The 18,992-nt window shown below is 63.9% G+C and carries 14 protein-coding genes and 1 pseudogene; 5 read left to right on the top strand and 10 right to left on the bottom strand.

Going from position 1 to position 18,992, the window contains the following annotated elements:
- The 3 genes and pseudogenes from ACTHL0_RS26550 to ACTHL0_RS26540 form a co-directional block, all read right to left on the bottom strand.
- Positions 1-691 (bottom strand): tetratricopeptide repeat protein (locus tag ACTHL0_RS26550; protein WP_440570099.1); only part of this gene is annotated, 691 nt, incomplete at its 3' end.
- A gap of 89 nt (positions 692-780) precedes the next feature.
- A pseudogene (locus tag ACTHL0_RS26545) lies at positions 781-1,461 on the bottom strand (PspA/IM30 family protein).
- A 213-nt stretch (positions 1,462-1,674) separates the two neighbouring features.
- Positions 1,675-2,190: a hypothetical protein gene (locus ACTHL0_RS26540; protein WP_440570098.1), complete on the bottom strand. Its 516-nt coding sequence runs from the start codon at positions 2,188-2,190 to the stop codon at positions 1,675-1,677.
- A 413-nt stretch (positions 2,191-2,603) separates the two neighbouring features.
- Between ACTHL0_RS26540 and ACTHL0_RS26535 the strand changes: the two genes are divergently transcribed.
- Complete coding sequence (locus tag ACTHL0_RS26535) at positions 2,604-5,093, top strand: penicillin-binding protein 1A (protein WP_440570097.1); 2,490 nt, start codon at positions 2,604-2,606, stop codon at positions 5,091-5,093.
- 80 nt (positions 5,094-5,173) lie between these two features.
- Entirely contained in the window at positions 5,174-6,325 is a 1,152-nt protein-coding gene (locus ACTHL0_RS26530) for a patatin-like phospholipase family protein (RefSeq protein ID WP_440570096.1), read from the top strand.
- A gap of 167 nt (positions 6,326-6,492) precedes the next feature.
- Here the strand turns inward: ACTHL0_RS26530 and ACTHL0_RS26525 are convergent, their stop codons facing one another.
- Positions 6,493-7,926 carry a choice-of-anchor Q domain-containing protein gene (locus ACTHL0_RS26525; RefSeq protein ID WP_440570095.1) on the bottom strand — a complete coding sequence of 478 codons (1,434 nt, stop codon included), beginning with the start codon at positions 7,924-7,926 and terminating at the stop codon, positions 6,493-6,495.
- A 1-nt stretch (position 7,927) separates the two neighbouring features.
- Between ACTHL0_RS26525 and ACTHL0_RS26520 the strand changes: the two genes are divergently transcribed.
- The gene (locus ACTHL0_RS26520; protein ID WP_440570094.1) at positions 7,928-8,191 is read left to right on the top strand and encodes a hypothetical protein; all 264 of its coding nucleotides are present in this window, start codon (positions 7,928-7,930) and stop codon (positions 8,189-8,191) included.
- Between the two features lie 21 nt (positions 8,192-8,212).
- On the opposite strand, the gene ACTHL0_RS26515 is transcribed toward ACTHL0_RS26520, so the two are convergent.
- The 3 genes from ACTHL0_RS26515 to mfd form a co-directional block, all read right to left on the bottom strand.
- The gene (locus ACTHL0_RS26515; RefSeq protein WP_440570093.1) at positions 8,213-9,226 is read right to left on the bottom strand and encodes a pyridoxal-phosphate dependent enzyme; all 1,014 of its coding nucleotides are present in this window, start codon (positions 9,224-9,226) and stop codon (positions 8,213-8,215) included.
- A 30-nt stretch (positions 9,227-9,256) separates the two neighbouring features.
- Positions 9,257-10,516, bottom strand: coding sequence for an acetylornithine deacetylase (gene argE / locus ACTHL0_RS26510; RefSeq protein WP_440570092.1), 1,260 nt, complete (start codon positions 10,514-10,516; stop codon positions 9,257-9,259).
- A gap of 259 nt (positions 10,517-10,775) precedes the next feature.
- Positions 10,776-14,273 (bottom strand): transcription-repair coupling factor, encoded by a 3,498-nt coding sequence (gene mfd, locus ACTHL0_RS26505; protein ID WP_440570091.1) that lies wholly within the window; start codon positions 14,271-14,273, stop codon positions 10,776-10,778.
- Positions 14,274-14,465: 192 nt separating this feature from the next.
- On the opposite strand from mfd, the gene ispD reads away from it, so the two are divergent.
- Together ispD and ispF are read left to right on the top strand one after the other, a co-directional pair.
- Positions 14,466-15,170 (top strand): 2-C-methyl-D-erythritol 4-phosphate cytidylyltransferase, encoded by a 705-nt coding sequence (gene ispD, locus ACTHL0_RS26500; protein ID WP_440570089.1) that lies wholly within the window; start codon positions 14,466-14,468, stop codon positions 15,168-15,170.
- Between the two features lie 125 nt (positions 15,171-15,295).
- Positions 15,296-15,787, top strand: coding sequence for a 2-C-methyl-D-erythritol 2,4-cyclodiphosphate synthase (ispF, locus tag ACTHL0_RS26495; protein WP_440570087.1), 492 nt, complete (start codon positions 15,296-15,298; stop codon positions 15,785-15,787).
- Positions 15,788-15,876: 89 nt separating this feature from the next.
- Here the strand turns inward: ispF and ACTHL0_RS26490 are convergent, their stop codons facing one another.
- The 3 genes from ACTHL0_RS26490 to ompR all read right to left on the bottom strand — a co-directional run bounded on the left by ACTHL0_RS26490 (position 15,877) and on the right by ompR (position 18,747).
- Complete coding sequence (locus tag ACTHL0_RS26490; RefSeq protein ID WP_440570100.1) at positions 15,877-16,425, bottom strand: peroxiredoxin; 549 nt, start codon at positions 16,423-16,425, stop codon at positions 15,877-15,879.
- A gap of 200 nt (positions 16,426-16,625) precedes the next feature.
- Positions 16,626-17,975 (bottom strand): ATP-binding protein, encoded by a 1,350-nt coding sequence (locus ACTHL0_RS26485; protein WP_440570086.1) that lies wholly within the window; start codon positions 17,973-17,975, stop codon positions 16,626-16,628.
- A gap of 37 nt (positions 17,976-18,012) precedes the next feature.
- Positions 18,013-18,747 (bottom strand): osmolarity response regulator transcription factor OmpR, encoded by a 735-nt coding sequence (ompR, locus tag ACTHL0_RS26480; protein ID WP_408646954.1) that lies wholly within the window; start codon positions 18,745-18,747, stop codon positions 18,013-18,015.
- Positions 18,748-18,992: the final 245 nt, after the last annotated feature.

Here is an 18,992-nt window from a genome sequence, read left to right as displayed (position 1 = left end):
CATTGTTCGACAGCGCCTCGACCAGCGTCCGCAGTCGATTTTCGAGACCTTCGACTTCGCTCGCGAGCGTTTCATGCCCCGGGGCGCTCGACAGGCGTGCGTCGAGCTTGAGCGAGCGCGCCGCGTTCAGGAGTTCCGTTGCCCGCTTCAGTTGGGCACGGCGTTCCTCGCCGGCGCGGCCGTCCTCGGTCGAGCGCGCGCGCCGCAGCGTCCAGCGCAGGATCAGCACGATGGCCGCGATCAGAATCGCCAGGCCGATCCACATGCCCATCGACGGGCCGCGATGCGTCGGCGCGGGCGTGGACGGCAACGCTTGCGCGAACGCGTTGGCGGCGCTATGCGTCGGCGCCGGCGAAGCATTGGCGCGGCTGGCGGCCGCGCGAATGCGCGATTCGACTTGCGCGAAGCGGCCCGGGCTGGCAAAGCGCAGTTGCGGGTCCAGCGTCTTGGCCTGTTCGACTTGAGTGAGGGCGTCGGCGTAACGGCCTTCGTGCTCGAGCACTTGCGCGTACAAATAGTGAGCGTGAGCGCTGTTCGGATGGGCCGAGAGCACTTGCGAGAGGTCGGTATCGGCCTGCTGCCAATTGCCTTGCGCCATCGTGCGTTCGACTTGGCTGACGTTCGGCACGGCGAAGGCCGCGCTCGACGCGAACAGCAGGGCGGCCCCCAAGGCTGCGAGGAATGTCTTCATTGAGCGAATCGGGCGAACGGCGCCCGTCTCCATAACCATCAACCTGTTCGAGCGCGCGCGCGCCGGAGCGGCACGCGCATCGCCCGGCCTTACTGCGCCGGCGTATTCATCTGCTTCTTCAGTGCTGCCAGACGATCTTCGACGGACGGACCGTGGTCCAGCGCCGCCAGTTTATCGTCGAGTGCCTTGCCCGAAGACGTATCGGCCGAGTTCAGGCGCGCATCGGAACGTGCGTTCGACAGCGCCACTTTATCCTCGAGCTTGCGGAAGTCCTCAGACAGATTCTTGCCGCCGATGCCGCCCAGCGCGGTAGCCGCGACGTCCTTGGCCTGCGCGATTTCCTGCTTTGCCTGGAGGATGTTCGAGCGTGCATTCAGATCGTTGCGGCGCTGGCGCATATCGGCGATCTGGCTCTTGAGCTGATCGACGGACGGCTCGAGCGTGGCCAGCTCCTTCGCGAGTGCGTCGCGCTCGGCTTCGGCGTTCGCTTGCGCGGAAAGCGCTTCGCGCGCGAGCCCTTCGTCGCCGGTTTGCAAGGCGCGTTTGGCGCCATCTTCGTACTTCTTCGCTTTTTCGGCCGCGGCGTCACGCTTGCTTTACTGCGTGGCCACCTGCGCCTCGATTTCGATCAGCGCATTTTCGGCCTTCGCGATGCTGTCGTCGAGCTCGCGCACGATTTGACGCGCATCGCGCGAGGGGTCCTGCACGGAATCCGCCGCATCGTTGAGCAAGCCTTTGACCGTACGCGAAATAGAGTCGAATAGCGACATGAAATCCTCCGTGAATTGAAATCGGCGCCGGGTCTGCGAGCGCGTGGCGATCAACGATATATCGACGCCTACATGCTACGCCGCGCGGCACCCGGCAGCGCGGCGCGCCTGCCGAATGTCGGGGCGCGCAACGCAATTGCAAGAACCGCGTCGCCATCGCATCCCAATTTTTGCCGCCCGCGGATAGTACATCAGCGAATCGTTAAAAGCCGCTTAAACCGAACGCGTCGATTCGGAATCGAGGAGCCGGCCGACGAGCGCTTGCGTTTCCGGATCCGCGGCATGCTCCGGTTCCGCGGCCTCGCTCGCCACGAGCGCCCGCGCGACGGCCGCGGCGACGGGCAGCGCGGCGGCAGGACCGTCGGCGATGGGCGAACCGCAGGCGCGCGCCGCTTTGTGGTTCGCTTCGTGGTCCGCTTTGTCGTCCGCTGCTTCGGCGCGCGCGGCGGCGGCCCCCGAGCTTGCGACCGGCAAGCCGCGCTCATGCTCGCGCGGGGCGGCTTGCGCGAGCCTCCGCAGTGGATCGCGCAGGCTGGCTTCGCTCGCTGCGCCCAACCGATCGATGAGGCCCGCCGCGCGCACCTCCTGACCCGTTTCGTCGAATGCAAGGACGGCGCGGCGCACAAGTTCGCTGAGGCTGATCCCCATTCGCTCCGCGCGGGCCGCGAGCACACGCTTTTGCGCAGGGGTCACAAAGACGACGAGGCGTTCGCTGCTGGCTGCGTTCATGGTCGGTTCGCTGTCAGGGGGGCGCGCCGTACGGCTCGCATGGCGTGCCCGGTGAATCGGAGCAGTGCAACAACATGTCCCATCATAGAGCGATACGCGCTGCCTCGAAATGACGTCGGCAGCGAAATTCGTGCCGCGTCAGCAACTTGCGCGTGTTTTCTGCCGGTTTTCCACAGGTCTTTCAACATTTTTTGTTGATAACTTTCCGCTATCGGGCGAATATTCCGCCCATAGTCAATTCTTACAAAAAAATTCCGATACGCGCGCGGCGATTTCATTAAAATGCGACGTTGGCCCCGGCTCGGCGGTTCGCTGCCGAACATGGCCGACCACACGATTACTACGAGTTGCGCGGCGGCGTGCAGTACCGCCCGCGCGAATAGGGCGCTGAGAGCCGCGCCATTCTTGCCGTCATGCCTATCATCAAAAGACCGCCTTCCGCCGGCCACGCTGCCGGCGACAGAGATCCTTCCCGTACCGCTCCCGCCGATCGTCCCCGTCGATCCCTCGGCGCACGCCTCGCATTGACCTTCGCCGGCCTTATGGCCACGCTCGCTGTCGTCGGCGCGCTGATCGTCGGCTACGCGCTGATCGTCATGGCGCCGCAATTGCCTTCGCTGGAAGCGCTCACCGATTACCGCCCGAAAGTCCCGTTGCGGGTCTATACGGCCGATCACGTGCTGATCGGCGAGTTCGGCGAAGAGCGGCGCAGCCTCGTGCGTTTCCAGGACATCCCCGACATCATGAAGAAGGCGGTGCTGGCGATCGAGGACTACCGCTTTTACGAGCACGGCGGCGTCGATTTCATCGGCATCTTCCGCGCGGGCACGACCGACCTGATGCACGGCGGCGCCTCGCAGGGCGCGAGTACGATCACGATGCAGGTGGCGCGCAACTTCTTCCTGTCGAGCGAAAAAACGTACACGCGCAAGATCTACGAGATGATGCTCGCGTACAAGATCGAGCGGGCGCTCACGAAGGATCAGATCCTCGAGCTGTACATGAACCAAATTTATCTGGGCGAGCGCGCCTATGGCTTCGCGGCGGCGGCGCGCGTGTACTTCGGCAAGGATTTGAAGGACATCACGGTGGCTCAGGCGGCGATGCTCGCGGGGCTGCCGAAGGCGCCGTCGGCGTACAACCCGATCGTCAACCCGAAGCGCGCCAAGATTCGTCAGGAATACATCCTGAAGCGGATGCTCGAACTCGGCTACATCACGAAGCCGCAATACGACGAGGCTGTGAAAGAGCCGATGCACACGAAGGCCGCCGGCAACGAGTACAGCGTGCACGCCGAGTACGTCGCCGAAATGGTGCGGCAGATGATGTACGCGCAGTACAAGGATGAAACGTACACGCGCGGCCTGACCGTCACGACGACGATCGACTCGGCCGATCAGGACGCCGCCTATCATGCCGTCCGCAAGGGCGTGATGGATTACGAGCGCCGGCACGGCTATCGCGGTCCGGAAGGCTTCGTGGAGTTGCCGGCAGCCGGCGACGATCGCGACGAAGCGATCGACGACGCCCTGGCCGATCACCCCGACGACGGCGAACTCGTGGCCGGCGTCGTCACAGAGGCCGGCCCCAAGCAGGTGACGGTGCAGTTCGTTGATGGCGGCGCAGTGCAGGTGAGCGGCGAGGGCCTGCGTTTCGTGGCATCCGCGCTGGGCCCGCGCGCATCGCAAACACAGCGGATCCGCCCCGGCTCGATCGTGCGCCTCATGCCCGATGCGAAGGGCAATTGGCAGATTACGCAGTTGCCGCAGGTGGAGGGCGCGCTGGTCTCGCTTTCGCCGCAAGATGGCGCCGTGCGCGCGCTCGTCGGCGGGTTCGATTTCAACAAGAATAAGTTCAACCACGTCACGCAGGCGTGGCGGCAGCCGGGCTCGAGCTTCAAGCCGTTCATCTACTCGGCGTCGATCGACAAGGGGCTGGCTCCGTCCACGATCATCGACGACGCGCCGCTGTATTTCCCGCCGAGCTCGCCGGGCGGGCAGCCGTGGGAGCCGAAGGATGACGATCACCCTGAAGGGCCCATGTCGATGCGCGTCGCGCTCGAAAAATCGAAGAACCTCGTTTCGATCCGAATCCTGTCGTACATCGGCACAAAGTTCGCGCAAGACTACGTGACGCAGCGCTTCGGGTTCGATGCCGACAAGACCCCGCCGTATCTGCCGATGGCCCTCGGTGCCGGGCTCGTCACGCCGCTGCAATCGGCGGTGGCGTATGCGGTCTTCGCCAATGGCGGCTATCGCGTCAACCCGTACTTGATCGCCGAGGTGGACGATGCGCGGGGCCAGCCGATCTCGAAGGCTCAACCGATCGTGGCGGGCCGCGATGCGCCGCGCTCGATCAGCGCCGGTAACGCGTACCTCATGAACAGCCTGTTGCATTCGGTGGCGACGGCCGGCACGGGGGCGGGCTCCAACGCTTTGCATCGCACCGACCTCGCCGGCAAGACCGGTACGACGAACGATGCCAAGGATGGCTGGTTCGCCGGTTATCAGCCGACGCTCGTGGCCGTGGCGTGGATGGGCTACGATCAGCCCAAGAGCCTCGGCAGCCGCGAATTCGGCGCGCAGCTCGCGCTGCCGATCTGGATCGACTACATGGGCCGTGCGTTGCGTGGGGTGCCCGATCAGCCGATGCCGATGCCCGATGATGTGGCGACGATCAACGGCGAGCTTTATTTGGCCGATAAGGTACCGGGCGACGGATTCATCGCGAGCATCGGGATGGAAGGCGCGGCGCTCGCCGGTGCCGGCGCCGCAAGCGATGCCAGTGCTGCCGTCGGCTCGATCGGCCCCGCGGGCCTGGCCACACCGCCAGCCCCGGCGCCTGACGTCACGCAGCAGGAGCAGAAGCAAATCCTCAATCTGTTCAAGGACAGCAATCCGTAACCCGTAGCGGCACTGCATCCGGGCGCAGCTTGCCTACGTATGTCGGACAGATTGCTTCGCGTGCTACGACGGAGGGGCAGATGGACGAAAACGAGGCGGGCGGCTCCGGTCAGCCGCACGAGGGTGGCACAGTACGAACCGGCATCGCGGGTCAAGTCGTGCTCGTGCTGCAAGGCGGCGGGGCACTGGGCGCGTATCAGGCCGGTGTCTATCAGGCGCTGCATGACGCGGGCATCGAGCCCGATTGGGTGATTGGCACGTCGATCGGCGCCGTCAACGGCGCGATTATTGCCGGCAATCCGCCTGACACCCGGCTCGCCCGGCTCGACGCGTTCTGGTCGCGCGTGGCCGCGGCGGCCAGCGTCACATCGGGATGGCTACCGGCGTTTGACGATTGGTGGCGCCGCGCATCGATCTTTCTGCAAGGGATTCCCGCGTTTTTCACGCCGTCGCCATCAGCATGGTGGGCGCTCAATACGCCGCTCGGGCGCGAGCATGCGGCGTTTTATACCACTCAGCCGTTACGCGAAACGCTGCATACCCTCGTCGATTTCGATTACCTCAACGCGTGCAATGTCAGGCTGACCGTTGGCGCCGTGCACGTTGCCGACGCGCGCATGCGCTACTTCACGAATCGCGACGCGCCTTTGAGCGTCGAACACGTGATGGCATCGGCCGCGTTTCCGCCCGGTTTTCCTTCGGTCGAGGTCGATGGCGAATCGTATTGGGATGGCGGCATCTATTCCAATACACCGCTCGAAGCGGTGCTCGACGATCGGCCTCGGCGCAGTTCTGTCATCTTCGCTGTGCAACTTTGGCCCACGAATGGGCGCGAGCCGCAATCGATCGTCGAAGCGATGGTGCGCCAACGCGACATTCAATATTCGAGCCGCTCGCAGAGCCATCTCGAACGTCAGCGCCAGATCCATCGATTGCGTCACGTGATCCGCGAGCTTGAGCAATATATTGCGGAGCCGATGCGCGAGACGCAGGCCGTGCGGGATTTGCTTGCCTGGGGTTGCGGCACGACGATGCAGGTCATCGAACTCGATGCGCCGAGTTTCGGCGAAGACGATTTGCACAAGGACATCGATTTCTCGCCGGGTGGGATCGAGCGTCGCCGCACGGCCGGCTACGACGATACGCGCCGCATGCTGGCGCGTGCGCCGTGGCGCGAGACGATGGATCCGATGGAAGGGATCGCCGTTCATCGTGCGGCGCCGGGCGCTTGAAAGCGGCAAGAAAGCTGAAGGCGAACCGTTGGGTCGCCGCTTCAACCGCCCCCTGCCACGAATGAAGCGCGGCAACAAAATCGCTGTACGTACAACCGCTTAGCGCGATCGCCGTGAGGTTATCAACAGGGTTGCCCCCAAAAACTGGGGATAACCCCAGGCCCCGCTCACTGCTCGTACGCACCGATATCGATATTCGTTCCTTGCACACGCGCATTGCCTGCGAAGTCCTCCGTACCCACCACCGCCGAGCCGAGGTTGATCCCGGCGCCCACCGCCGGCGAGTTCGTCGCGACGTGGAAATTCGGCGTCGTCAGGCTCACATAGAGCGGGTTAGCGAACTTCGAGTGCTTATCGTTGGTGGAACTGGTGACATAGGCAGGGAAACCCGTGATCGACAGCCCTTTCCAGGTCCACGTGCTGGCGGACGCTCCGTCAGCGGCGAAGTAGAGGTTGTAGTCGGAGCTGATTCCCGATGAGCTCGTGTACCCATTGATGAACAAGTCCTGCGCGCCGGCATAGACGACGTTGTTCTTGAAGACGTTATTCGTCGAGTAGTACTGAATCTGGAATTCGCCCGAGCCGGTGTTCTGCGTATCGTTGTTATAGAAGGAGTTGTTCACGAAATTGCAGTGATCCGTGCCGCCGCGGCTCGAATCGTATCCGCCGATCGTCAGGCCCGATACGTTGTTTGCGTAGATAAGGTTGCTGCGGACGCTGACATAGCTACTAAGCTTATTCGCGTGTTCGCTGGCCACTTCCACGCCGAAGTCGCTGTGATGGACAACGTTGCGTTCGATCGTGACCTGTGTGCAACCGTCGCAGTAAATGGCATCGGCGCCAAAACTATTGCCGTAAGCGGGATTGCCGTACGCCGTGATGTTGTAAACAGTGTTGCCGCTGATCGTGCCGTTGCGAGCCTGGTCGGTTGCGGTGCTCGAAGACACGCCTTCGAATCCGATTGCATCGATGCCGATGTTGTTATTGTCGTGGATGACGTTGTTCGTGATCGACCAGTTCTGAACGTTGCCATCCAGGGCGAGCGATTCGCTCGCACCGAGCGTCAGATGATCCAGCGTGTTGCCATCGATGATCAGGTTACTGATGGCCGTCGTCGGATTCGTCCCGTACACCCCCAATCCCAGAGCGTTCGCGTTGCTGCTTTGCGCGATGTTCGCGATGTTGTGGATGTGGTTGCTCTGAATCTGGATGTTATTGCTGGCGCCGCTGATCCAGATGCCGACGGGAACCTGCGATGTGCTCGACGCGGTGTAGTTGCGGATCTCCAGGCCGACGATCTTGATATAGCTGTGATCGACGATGTTGATCAGTCCGTTGTCTCCCGAGGTGGGAACGGTCAGGCCCGTTCCATCCAGGATCGCGGTTTCGCCGGGATAGCTCTGGAAGGTGATAAAGCCGCCCGAAGCCGAGCCGGAAACCTTGAACGTGACGGACTCGTTGTACGTGCCGCCGCGGATGTACACCGTATCGCCCGCGCTCAGTTTGCTGGCGGCATACTGGATCGTTCGCCAGGGCGAAGTGCTCGTGCCCGGGTTGGCGTTGTTGCCGCTGGTCGAGACATAGTGCGCATTCGCGACCACGGTGGCGGAAGCGCTGCTGGACTGGCTGCCGGCGTTGCTGCTGGCGCTGCTCGAGACGCTGGAGACGCTGGATGGGGAAGTGCCCGCGGATGCGGAAGCCCCCCCGCCGCCGCAAGCGCTCAAGGATACGGCGAGCACCGTGAAAGCAACCGATAACAGACGCAGCGACATAGCGATTCTTATTGGTGTGTATGGGGGAGCCGTCCGCATGGCGGCAATCGCGTGCTTCGCAAACGATTGCGGGACATTGTGCCCGATTTTATGAGGAGAATGTAAAACGCCGCGGTCAGACTCGAACGGACTCGACCTGCGCGGCGAACGTCACCGGATCCGTGTTGGAGCCGCACAGCAGGATACCCACCCGTTTACCCTGCAGCGTTTCGCGCAACGGGCCGACGAGCGCGGCGAGCGGGGCCGCACAGGCGGGTTCGACGGCGATCTTCAAGCGCGTGAAAAGCTCGACCATCGCGCGGCGCAGCGCATCGTCCGAGACTGTGACGATCCGATCGATGTGACGGCGGCAGAGCTCGTAGCTGTATTGCTCGGTGTGGGGCGCCGCCAGCGAATCCGCGATCGTGTTCATCGCCCCCATCTTGATCGTATGGTTGGCGGCAAAGCTCTTGCTCATGACGTCGGCGCCTTCGGGCTCGACGCCATAGACATGCACGCGCGAATTGGCCAGTCGCAACGCTGTGGAGACGCCCGCGGCGAGCCCGCCGCCGCCGATCGCCACGACCACGGCATCGAGGTCGGGCGTTTGCGTCGCCCACTCGTAGCCGAGCGTCGCGGCGCCGAGCACAGTGCGATAGCCGTTGAACGGATGCACGAAGAAGCGGCCTTCCTCCGCTTCGATGCCGCGGACAAGCTCAAACGCCTGAGCGAGCGTATCGGCCATGACCACCTCGGCACGGTATTGCCGGCACAGCGCGAGCCGCGCTGCGCTCGTCGTACGCGGTACGACCACCTTCGCGCTCACGCCGAGCCGCATCGCCGCATAAGCGACGGCCGCCGCGTGATTGCCGCCGGAGACGCACGTGACGCCAACGCTGCGTTGCGCGGCATCGAGTGCCAGCAGATTCGTGAAGGCGCCGCGCGCCTTGAACGAGCCGCTCGCCTGCAGCAGTTCGAACTTGAAGTTGATCGACGTGCCTTCGAGCGATGGCAAATCGTGCCGCTCGAATACGGGCGTGCGGGCGACCCAGGGTGTCAGCGCGAAATGCTGCGAGGCGATCGCATCGAGCGTCGGGATCGGTTCTGCGTCGATGGTGCGGGCGGGGGGCTGCGGCATAGCGGTGGACATGGCTCGGTGCACGTCGTTAAAAAGGCTGCGCTACCCCTGCGCGCCGGCCGACATACTGTGGATGAATTTGCGCAGGAAAGCTTCGCAGGCCGACAGTTGTGCGAGTTCGACGTATTCGTTCGGCTTATGCGCCTGCTCGATATCCCCCGGACCGCAGACGATACTCGGCACGCCGGCGCGCGCGAACAACCCGGCCTCGGTGCCGTATGCCACCTTGCGCGTTTCGCGATTGCCCGTCAGCGCGCGCACGAGTGCCGTGATGGCGGCTTGTTCGGACGCGTCGAGGCCCGGCGCGGCGGCAATCTTCGCAAATTCGATCGCCGCATTCGGGTGCTCGCGCCGCATTTGCGGCAGCAGCGTTTCATGCGCGTAACGCTCGATGCGCTCGAAGATCGCTTCGGGATCGAGCGTCGGCAGATTGCGGAATTCGAACGTGAAACGGCACTCGGCCGGGACCGTATTGATCGCGTTGCCGCCTTCGATCATGCTCGTTTGCGCCGTCGTGAACGGAACGTCGTAGTGTTCGTCGAACGGGCCGTCGCGACGCATCCCATCGGCCAGATCGCGAATGTGGCAAACGAGGCGTGCGGCGTACTCGATCGCATTGAGCCCCTTCGGCGTGAGCGACGAATGAGCCGCGTGGCCGCGTACGCAGCAGCGGTACGCGTTGATCCCTTTATGGGCCACGATGGGCCGCATGCTTGTCGGTTCGCCCACGATGCAGCCGTCAGGCTTCACGCCGCGCTGAACAAGATCGGCGATCATGTACGGCGCACCGGCGCAGCCGATCTCTTCGTCGAACGAGAGCGCAAGGTGGATCGGCTTCGCCAGCCTGGCGGCTTGCATCTCCGGCACGAGTGCGAGTGCGCTGCCGATGAAGCCTTTCATATCGCAGGTGCCGCGGCCATAGAGGCGACCGTCGCGCACCACGGGCTTGAACGGATCGCTATCCCACGTTTGACCGTCGACGGGCACGACGTCCGTATGCCCCGAAAGCACCACGCCGCCGTTCGTCGCGCCGTCGTGAGCGGGGATCGTCGCGAACAGGTTCGCCCATTGCCCGCGATCGTCGTGCGTCAGCGTCGAAACAATGCCTTGCGCCGCCAGTGCGTCGCGCACCATCTCGATCAGACCGAGGTTCGGGACACGGCTCGTGGTATCGATCGAAACGAGTCGTTCCACCCAGGACAGGCCGAGCGGTGAGGGCGAAGCGGAAGCGGGGAGGGCCGAAGCCGGCTGAGACGGGGGGGAAGGTGGGGAAAGCGGTGCTGTTTCAGCAACCTGCGACATGATGAAGCTCCAACCTTTGAGTGGTTCGATCATACCGAAAAAATCGGCGAGGGCCCAGGCAAAGGCAAGGGTTGACGCTTGTGCAGTGCGCCATTGCGCGGGCCGGGGCCCGCTCTTGTGCGCTGCGCTTTAGCGGCCAGCGCAAGCCTGGAATGAGCGAGGACAGGACACGGGGACAGCCACGCCGCGCGGGCGATCCGCTGTTGCGCCGCGCCAATGCATGCCGGCCGCGGGCCTCGGATACGGATTGCGCTCCGGTTCAACGCCCGGTCGCGCCCGCGCTTTGCCGGGCCGGCGCGCCCAGCGCACGCAGCGATTCCTTCACGGTCGCCAGACGCACCGACAGGTCGGGGCTGCGGGTTTCGATCCGCAGCTTGTCCTGCCCCGCGAGCTTGATGTGCTTGTGCTTTTGCACCATCTCGATGATGCGCATCGCGTCGATCGGCGGGTTCGGCACGAATTGCAGGCTGATGGCCGCTTCCCCGGCATCGATCTTCGAAATGCCGAGCGGTTTCGCCGCGAGCCGAAGCCGGTGCGTTTCGACGAGCGCATGCGCCTGTGCGGGCAGTTTGCCGAATCGATCGATGAGCTCTTCCTGGATGTCGTCGATCGAATCGCTCGTTTCGCAACTGGCGAGCCGTTTATAGATCGACAGGCGCTCTTGCACATCGCCGCAGTAATCGGCCGGCAAAATGGCCGGTGCGTGCAGGTTGATTTCGGTGGTGGCGGCGAGCGGTGCCGTCAGATCTGGCTCCTGGCCGTTCTTCAGCGCCTTCACGGCGTCGGCCAGCATGTCCGAGTAAAGCTGGAACCCGATCTCGTGGATTTCACCCGATTGTTTATCGCCGAGCACTTCGCCCGTGCCTCGGATTTCGAGATCGTGCATGGCGAGATAAAAGCCCGAGCCCAATTCCTCCATCTGTTGAATGGCTTCCAGCCGGCGCTGAGCCTGCTTCGTGAGCCCTTGCGGATCGTGCACGAGCAGGTAGGCATAGGCTTGGTGATGCGAGCGTCCCACGCGTCCACGCAGCTGATGCAGCTGCGCGAGGCCGAACTTGTCGGCGCGGTGGATGATGATCGTGTTCGAGCTCGGTACGTCGATACCGGTCTCGATGATGGTCGTGCACAGCAGGACATTGGCGCGCTGCGCGACGAAGTCGCGCATGACGCGCTCGAGTTCGCGCTCGTGCATCTGGCCGTGCGCGACGGCGATGCGCGCCTCGGGCACCAGCGCTTCCAGCATCGCGCGCCGGTTCTCGATCGTTTCGACTTCGTTATGCAGAAAGTACACCTGGCCGCCGCGTTTCAGTTCGCGCAGCATCGCTTCACGGATGACGCTGTCTTCTTCGCGGCGCACGAACGTCTTGATCGCCAGCCGCTTTTGCGGCGCGGTCGCGATCACCGAAAAATCGCGCAAGCCTTCCAGGGCCATCCCCAGCGTGCGGGGAATCGGCGTGGCCGTCAGCGTCAATACGTCGACCTCCGCGCGCAACGCCTTCAGCGCTTCCTTCTGGCGCACGCCGAAGCGGTGCTCTTCGTCGATGATGACGAGGCCCAGCCGCTTGAAGCGCACGTCCGACGACAGCAGCTTGTGCGTACCGATGACGATGTCGACGGTGCCTTCGTTGATCTGCGCGACGGCAGTGTTGACTTCCTTCGTCGACTTGAACCGCGACAGTTCGGCGATGCGAACGGGCCAATCGGCGAAGCGGTCGGTGAAGGTTTGCGTATGCTGTTCGGCGAGCAGCGTCGTGGGCGAGAGCAGCGCCACTTGCTTGCCGGCCATCACAGCGATGAACGCAGCGCGTAGCGCCACTTCGGTCTTGCCGAAACCGACGTCGCCGCAGACAAGCCGGTCCATCGGCCGGCCTGCCGTCATGTCGCCGATTACCGAGGCGATCGCCGCGGCCTGGTCGGGCGTTTCTTCGAAGCCGAAGCTTTCGGCAAACTTCGCGTAATCGCGAGGTTCGAGTTTGAAGGCGTGGCCTTCGCGCGCCGCGCGGCGGGCGTAGAGGTTCAACAATTCCGCGGCCGTATCGCGGATCTGCTGCGCCGCCTTGCGTTTGGCCTTCTCCCATTGGCCCGAGCCGAGCGCGTGGAGCGGGGCGCTGTCGGGATCGGCGCCGCTGTAACGCGAAATCACGTGCAATTGCGCAACGGGCACATAGAGCTTGCTGTCGCCGGCGTATTCGAGGTGCAGGAACTCGGTTTCCCCTTCGCCCAGATCCATTGTGACGAGGCCCATATAGCGGCCGATACCGTGCTGCGCATGCACGACAGGATCGCTGACCTTGAGCTCCGACAGGTCCCGCACCATCGAATCGACGCTGCTCGCCTGCTCGTGGCGGCGGCGCCCGGCGCGGCGCGCGAGCGCGCCGTACAGCTCCGTCTCGGTGACGATCGCGACGCCTTCGACGGGCAGCGTGAAACCGGACGTCAGTGGCGCGACACCGAGCGTGAAACCCGCCTCGCTCGTCAGCCAATCCTCGAAGCTGTCGACGCCCTCGGGGCGCAGGCCGTGCTCGGCGAACAGCTGCGCGATCGTCTCGCGGCGGCCCGCCGATTCAGCCGCCACGAGCACGCGCCGCCCGCCGCTTTCGATATAGCGGCGCAGCGCGAGAACAGGATCGTCGGCATGGCGATCGATCGCGAGCGAGGGCAGCGCCGTGGCCCACGCGCCGCCGCCGTTCGCCGGCAGAACGAGCCGGGCGAACGGCTTGGCGAGCGTATAAAAATCGTCGTCGGATAAAAACAGGCGCTGCGGCTCGAGGATCGGGCGCTCGCGATCGTGCGACAGGAAGCTGTAACGCTGCTTCGTATCGGTCGTGAAGCGGCGGATCGCGCCGTCGAGATCGCCGACGAAGGCGAGATGCGTATCCTCGGGCAGATAGTGAAACAGCGTGGCGGTTTCGTCGAAGAACAACGGCAGGTAATACTCGATGCCGGCTGCCGGCACGCCGTTGCCGATGTCCTTGTAGATCGAGGACCGGCTCGGGTCGCCCTCGAACACTTCGCGCCAGCGGCTGCGAAAGGCCGTGCGGGAGGCTTCGTCGAACGGAAACTCGCGTCCAGGCAGCAAGCGCACGTCACGTACGGGATACAGGCTGCGCTGGGTATCGGGATCGAACGCGCGAATGGAGTCGACTTGATCGTCGAACAAATCGATCCGATAGGGCAGCGGCGAGCCCATCGGAAACAGATCGATCAACGAGCCGCGCACGCAATATTCGCCGGGGCGCACGACTTGGCTGACATGCTCATAGCCTGCCAGCGTGAGCTGCGCCTTGAGTTTGGTTTCGTCGAGCCGTTCGCCCTGCGCGAACGAGAACGTGTAGGCGGCCAGGAACGCGGCGGGCGGCATGCGGTACAGCGCTGTCGTGGCCGGCACGAGCAGGATGTCGCAGCGGCCTTCGCCGAGGTCGTGCAGCGTGGCCAGCCGCTCGGAAACGAGATCCTGGTGCGGGGAGAAAGTGTCGTAAGGCAGCGTCTCCCAGTCCGGTAGCAGGCGCACGCGGACATTCGGCGCGAACCAGGGGATTTCCTGCGCGAGGCGTTGGGCATCGACGGCGCTGGCGCAGACAACGGCCGTGACGGGCTGCTTGCCCGCCTGGGCGTTCGCCCGAGCCGCTTCGCTGTAGCGCGCGATCAGCAGGGCGTCGGACGAGCCGTGCGTGCCGTCGAACGCGAAGCGTTGACCGGCTTTGACGAGCGTGAGCGGCAGATTGGACGAAGCAGACGAAGTGGCGGATTGCGACATGACGAAGGGCGGGCGGCCTGGCTTGTAAACGTGGCAAAAGCGCGTGCCGGCGGGGCGGTGTGCCGCGCGGCGACGCTCTTTCGAGCGCCGGGCGTCGCATCGAAGACGAATGCGGTGCCCGGAGCAAAGCGCCTATTATAAAATCCGTCGTCCATTTTTGACTGGCGGCCTGCACGGCCCACCCCCCACTTCGTGACTTCACGCTTTTTCGCCCTGATTCCCTGCGCGGGTACCGGCAGCCGTTCCGGCGCACCGATGCCCAAGCAATACCGCTGCCTGGCCGGGCGGGAGCTGCTGTATTTCACGCTGGCCGCGTTCGATGCCTGCCCGGAACTGACGCAGACGCTCGTCGTCATTTCCGCCGACGACACCTATTTCGACGCCCAGCGGTTTGCGCCGCTGCGCTTTGACGCGCGCCGTTGCGGCGGCGCGTCGCGGCAGGCGTCGGTCAGGAACGGGCTTGACGCGCTGATCGAGATGGGGGCGGCCGCCGACGATTGGGTGCTCGTGCACGATGCTGCCCGGCCGGGCATCACGCCAGAGCTGATCCGCTCGCTGACCTCGGCGCTGGCAAACGACGACGTGGGCGGCATCATGGCGCTGCCCGTGGCCGATACGCTCAAGCGGGTCGATGCCGAACAGGGGGATCGGATCGCGCGCACGGAGTCGCGAAATGGGCTGTGGCAGGCGCAAACGCCGCAGATGTTCAGGATCGGCATGCTGCGCGATGCGATCGCGCGGGCCGAACGCGACGGCCATGATCTGACCGACGAGGCGAGCGCGATCGAATGGCTCGGCCACGCGCCGCGGCTGGTTCAAGGCAGCCTGCGCAACTTCAAGGTCACCTATCCCGAAGATTTCGCGCTGGCCGAGGCGATCTTGACGCAAGGCATGTAAGGCGAACGAAGCCTATGCAGCCGGCGCGGCGTCGGCATCGGCATCGACAGTACTCTGGTCGCCCTTGCCGTGCGCTCCTATTATCCAACCGCGGCCAGTGGCCGCGACAGCAGTGAGACTTGCAAATGAATTTCAGAATCGGACAAGGCTATGACGTACACGCGCTCGTAGAGGGGCGGCCGCTCATCATCGGCGGCGTGACGGTGCCGTACGAGCGCGGGTTGCTCGGCCACTCCGACGCCGACGTGTTGTTGCACGCCGTGACCGACGCGCTCTTCGGCGCGGCGGGGCTTGGCGACATCGGGCGCCACTTCCCCGATACGGACAAGCGCTTCGCAGGCGCGAACAGTCGCGTGCTGCTGCGCGAGTGCGCCGCGCGTGTCAAGCAGGCGGGTTTTGCGATTGTCAACGTGGACAGCACTGTGATCGCGCAGGCGCCGAAACTTGCGCCGCATATCGAGGCGATGCGCGTGAACATCGCCGAGGATCTGGCCTTGCCGCTTGCATGCGTGAACGTCAAAGCGAAGACGAATGAGAAGCTCGGGTACCTGGGGCGCGGCGAGGGCATCGAGGCGCAAGCCGCGGTGCTGCTGAGCGTGGTGGGCGACCGCGCGTAACAGGAAGGGCGCCTATGGAAGACACGCGCCCCGCCTGCACGGAAGCCTACTGCGCCGGGGGCGATTAGAACGGCCGACCGACCCGGCGTTTACAGCGTCGCCCCGCCCACCGCGCGGTTGCACGGACACAATCCGCCTGTTTGCAGGCCGTCGAGGATACGCAGGATTTCTTGCGTATTACGGCCCACGTCCAAGTTATTCACCGACACATGCTGGATCGTGTTGTCCGGATCGACGATAAACGTCGCACGCAGGGCTACGCCAGCTTCTTTGTCGCGCACGCCGAGCTGGTCGACCAGCTCGCCCTTGACGTCGCCAAACGAATAGTGATTCAGCTTGTCGAGGTCTTGATGCTCGCGGCGCCATGCCAGCTTGACGTATTCGTTATCCACGCTACCGCCGAGCAGCACGGTGTCACGGTCTTCAAAATCCTTTTGCAACTTGGCGAATTCGACGATTTCGGTCGGGCAAACGAATGTGAAGTCCTTCGGATAGAAATAGAGGATCTTCCATTTGCCGGGGAACGATTGTTCAGTGATCTCTTCGAAGGCCGACTGACCGTTCTCTTCATGCCGATTGAAGCCGGGCTTCGCCGCCGTCACTGTGAAAGCTTCGAGTTTATCGCCCACGGTTTTCATTGCGATGACTCCTATACCTGATTGGGGAGAGATGGCGCCGATCAAATGTACCGGTCCGGTGCAACGAATGCGTTACTTTGCGTGGAATGATGGCCTATCGATTTCTTTGATTTGATAGAGGGCGTCTAATCATCGGTGTTCGAAGCTCGAACGTTCCGCCGCCGACAGATCCGCCTACGGCTCATGCCGCGCCACGGACCTTACGCGCTCTTGGTCAGCGCAAATTCAATCGTCACTTCCAGCCCGGGGCCCGGCGCGCGGTTGCGCAGCTTCAGCGTACCGCGGTGGCGGCTCACGAGGCGCTGCACGATCGCCATGCCGAGACCCGTTCCGTTCGCTTGGCTGCGAGCCGAATTGACCCGGTAGAAGGGGCGGGTGACGAGGCCGATCTGGTCTTCGGGAATGCCGGGGCCTTCGTCGAGTACGGACAATTCCACACGCGAATGCGAGACGCGCGTCTCGACCATGATGTGCGGAATGCCGTCCGTTTCGCTCAAGCCGTACTTCTTCGCATTTTCGAGCAAATTCCCGACCACGCGGCGCAGGTCGGTTTCGTCGGCTTCGACCACGGCTGTTTCCGCGAGGCGCATGGTGAGCCGCACCCCGTCTTCGCTGGCCATGCGCGCTGCCATGTCGCCTGCGATGAGCGATAAATCGACGGGGCGCGAGAAGTGCTGAGGCGGACGGGCGTAATCGAGGAAGCGCCCGATGATGGAATCCATCTGCTCGATGTCGTCGACCATCGCATCTTTCGTGGCCTGATCCGACGGACTCATTTCGGTTTCGAGCCGCAGCCGGGCGAGCGGCGTGCGCAAATCATGCGAGATGCCGGCCAGCATCAGGGCGCGATCGGCCTCGAGCTGTTCGAGGTCGCGCACCATCTGATTGAAGCTGCGGTTCGTTTCGGCAGCGACGCCAAGGCCGCGCTCGGGTAGCGGCTCGGGCGTCTGGCCCAGGCCGACCCGGTGCGCGGCAGCCGCGAGGCGCGCGAACGGACGATTGACGAGGCTCGTGATGAAGGCGGCGCCGAACAGGGACAGCGCAAGGGCGAAAATGCCCCAGCCGGCCCATTGCAGCCCGGTGACGTTGTCCAACTGGTCGCGATCGAGTGCGACCCAGTAGTCGTCGTCGTCGATCTTGAAGCTGATCCAGACCCCGGGAATGTCGTTGACCGACTGGGCGATGACGGTGTCGTCGCCGAGCCGGCCGCGGATGTCGTGCTCGATGAGCCGGTTCAGCGATTCGTCGGGCTGCAGTGTGTATTTGTCGCTGCTCTCGCGCGGATAGACGCGCACGCCTTCATTGCTTTCGAGGTCCTGCAGCAACGCACGGCGCAAATCCGGGTCGGAGTACAGCAGCGCCGTGCGCGTGAGCTTCACGACCGCGACCAGCTGCAGCGCGACCCGCTGGGCACGCGGCTCGCGTTCGATCACGCGAAAGCTTTGAAACCACGCGGCAAGGCTGACCGCGATCAACAGCGCGATCAACAAAAAGGTACGCCAAAACAGGCCCCCAAACGCGTGGGCGAGGAACCGCCGGTTGATGCGCATGGGGCCTAGCGAAGCGCGAGAGGCGAGCGGCCGAGCGTCACGCGGAGCCGTCGGGAATGAACACGTAGCCGAGACCCCAGACGGTTTGAATAAAGCGGGGACTGCTCGGGTCAACCTCGATCAGCTTGCGCAGACGTGAAATTTGCACGTCGAGGCTGCGGTCGAACACCTCGTATTCGCGGCCGCGGGCGAGCTCCATCAACTTTTCGCGCGAGAGCGGTTGGCGCGGGTGGCGCGCGAACACTTTCAGCACGGAAAATTCGCCGGTTGTCAGCGGTATCTCTTGGCCGGCCTTGGTGAGCGTGCGCGTGGCGAGGTTCAGCGCGAAATCGCCGAATTCGAACACCTCGGCCGTCTCCGACGGCGCACCAGGCAGCTCCGACGGCGATTGACGGCGCAGCACGGCGTGGATCCGCGCCACGAGCTCGCGCGGGTTGAACGGCTTGGGCAGGTAATCGTCGGCGCCCATTTCGAGGCCGACGATGCGATCGACGTCCTCGCCCTTGGCCGTGAGCATGATGATGGGGGTGCGGTCGTTGCTGCCGCGCAGCCTGCGGCATATCGACAGCCCGTCTTCGCCGGGCAGCATAAGGTCAAGCACGAGCAGGTCGAACCGCTCGCGCACCCACAGCTTATTCATCGCGGGGGCGTTCTCCGCGACATACACGTTAAAGCCCTGCTCGCCCAGATAGCGGCGAAGCAGATCACGCAGGCGGGGGTCGTCGTCGACAACCAAAATCTTCGAAGGGTTTTTCGTTTCCATGGGCGGCATCTTATCGCGATTGCAAAGGAGGGCGCGAAAGTGGCAATTGTTGGGTTACAGACAGTTACAAAATTTACCCGCGTTGATGCGCGGCGTAAACGGTGCGCACATAAACTTCTTCACTGACAGCGGCTGTTCGGTGGATACTTCATCCCATTAACACCACTCTCTCGCGCTCGATGTTGGGTCGGGCATCAGTACACGTAATCCGAGGTAGCCGGTTGCCGCACGACGAAGGGAACAAGATGACGGTG

This window comes from Trinickia sp. (assembly GCF_051961175.1).
GTDB lineage: Bacteria > Pseudomonadota > Gammaproteobacteria > Burkholderiales > Burkholderiaceae > Trinickia.
This window is presented reverse-complemented; position numbering and strand designations above follow the sequence as displayed.

Excerpts from the sequence above, each read along its gene's own strand:
- ACTHL0_RS26540 (WP_440570098.1), bottom strand. The coding sequence starts at position 2,190 with ATGAACGCAGCCAGCAGCGAACGCCTCGTCGTCTTTGTGACCCCTGCG.
- ACTHL0_RS26535 (WP_440570097.1), top strand. The coding sequence starts at position 2,604 with ATGCCTATCATCAAAAGACCGCCTTCCGCCGGCCACGCTGCCGGCGAC.
- ACTHL0_RS26530 (WP_440570096.1), top strand. The coding sequence starts at position 5,174 with ATGGACGAAAACGAGGCGGGCGGCTCCGGTCAGCCGCACGAGGGTGGC.
- ACTHL0_RS26515 (WP_440570093.1), bottom strand. The coding sequence starts at position 9,226 with ATGTCCACCGCTATGCCGCAGCCCCCCGCCCGCACCATCGACGCAGAA.
- argE (WP_440570092.1), bottom strand. The coding sequence starts at position 10,516 with ATGTCGCAGGTTGCTGAAACAGCACCGCTTTCCCCACCTTCCCCCCCG.
- mfd (WP_440570091.1), bottom strand. The coding sequence starts at position 14,273 with ATGTCGCAATCCGCCACTTCGTCTGCTTCGTCCAATCTGCCGCTCACG.
- ispF (WP_440570087.1), top strand. The coding sequence starts at position 15,296 with ATGAATTTCAGAATCGGACAAGGCTATGACGTACACGCGCTCGTAGAG.
- ACTHL0_RS26490 (WP_440570100.1), bottom strand. The coding sequence starts at position 16,425 with ATGAAAACCGTGGGCGATAAACTCGAAGCTTTCACAGTGACGGCGGCG.
- ACTHL0_RS26485 (WP_440570086.1), bottom strand. The coding sequence starts at position 17,975 with ATGCGCATCAACCGGCGGTTCCTCGCCCACGCGTTTGGGGGCCTGTTT.
- ompR (WP_408646954.1), bottom strand. The coding sequence starts at position 18,747 with ATGCCGCCCATGGAAACGAAAAACCCTTCGAAGATTTTGGTTGTCGAC.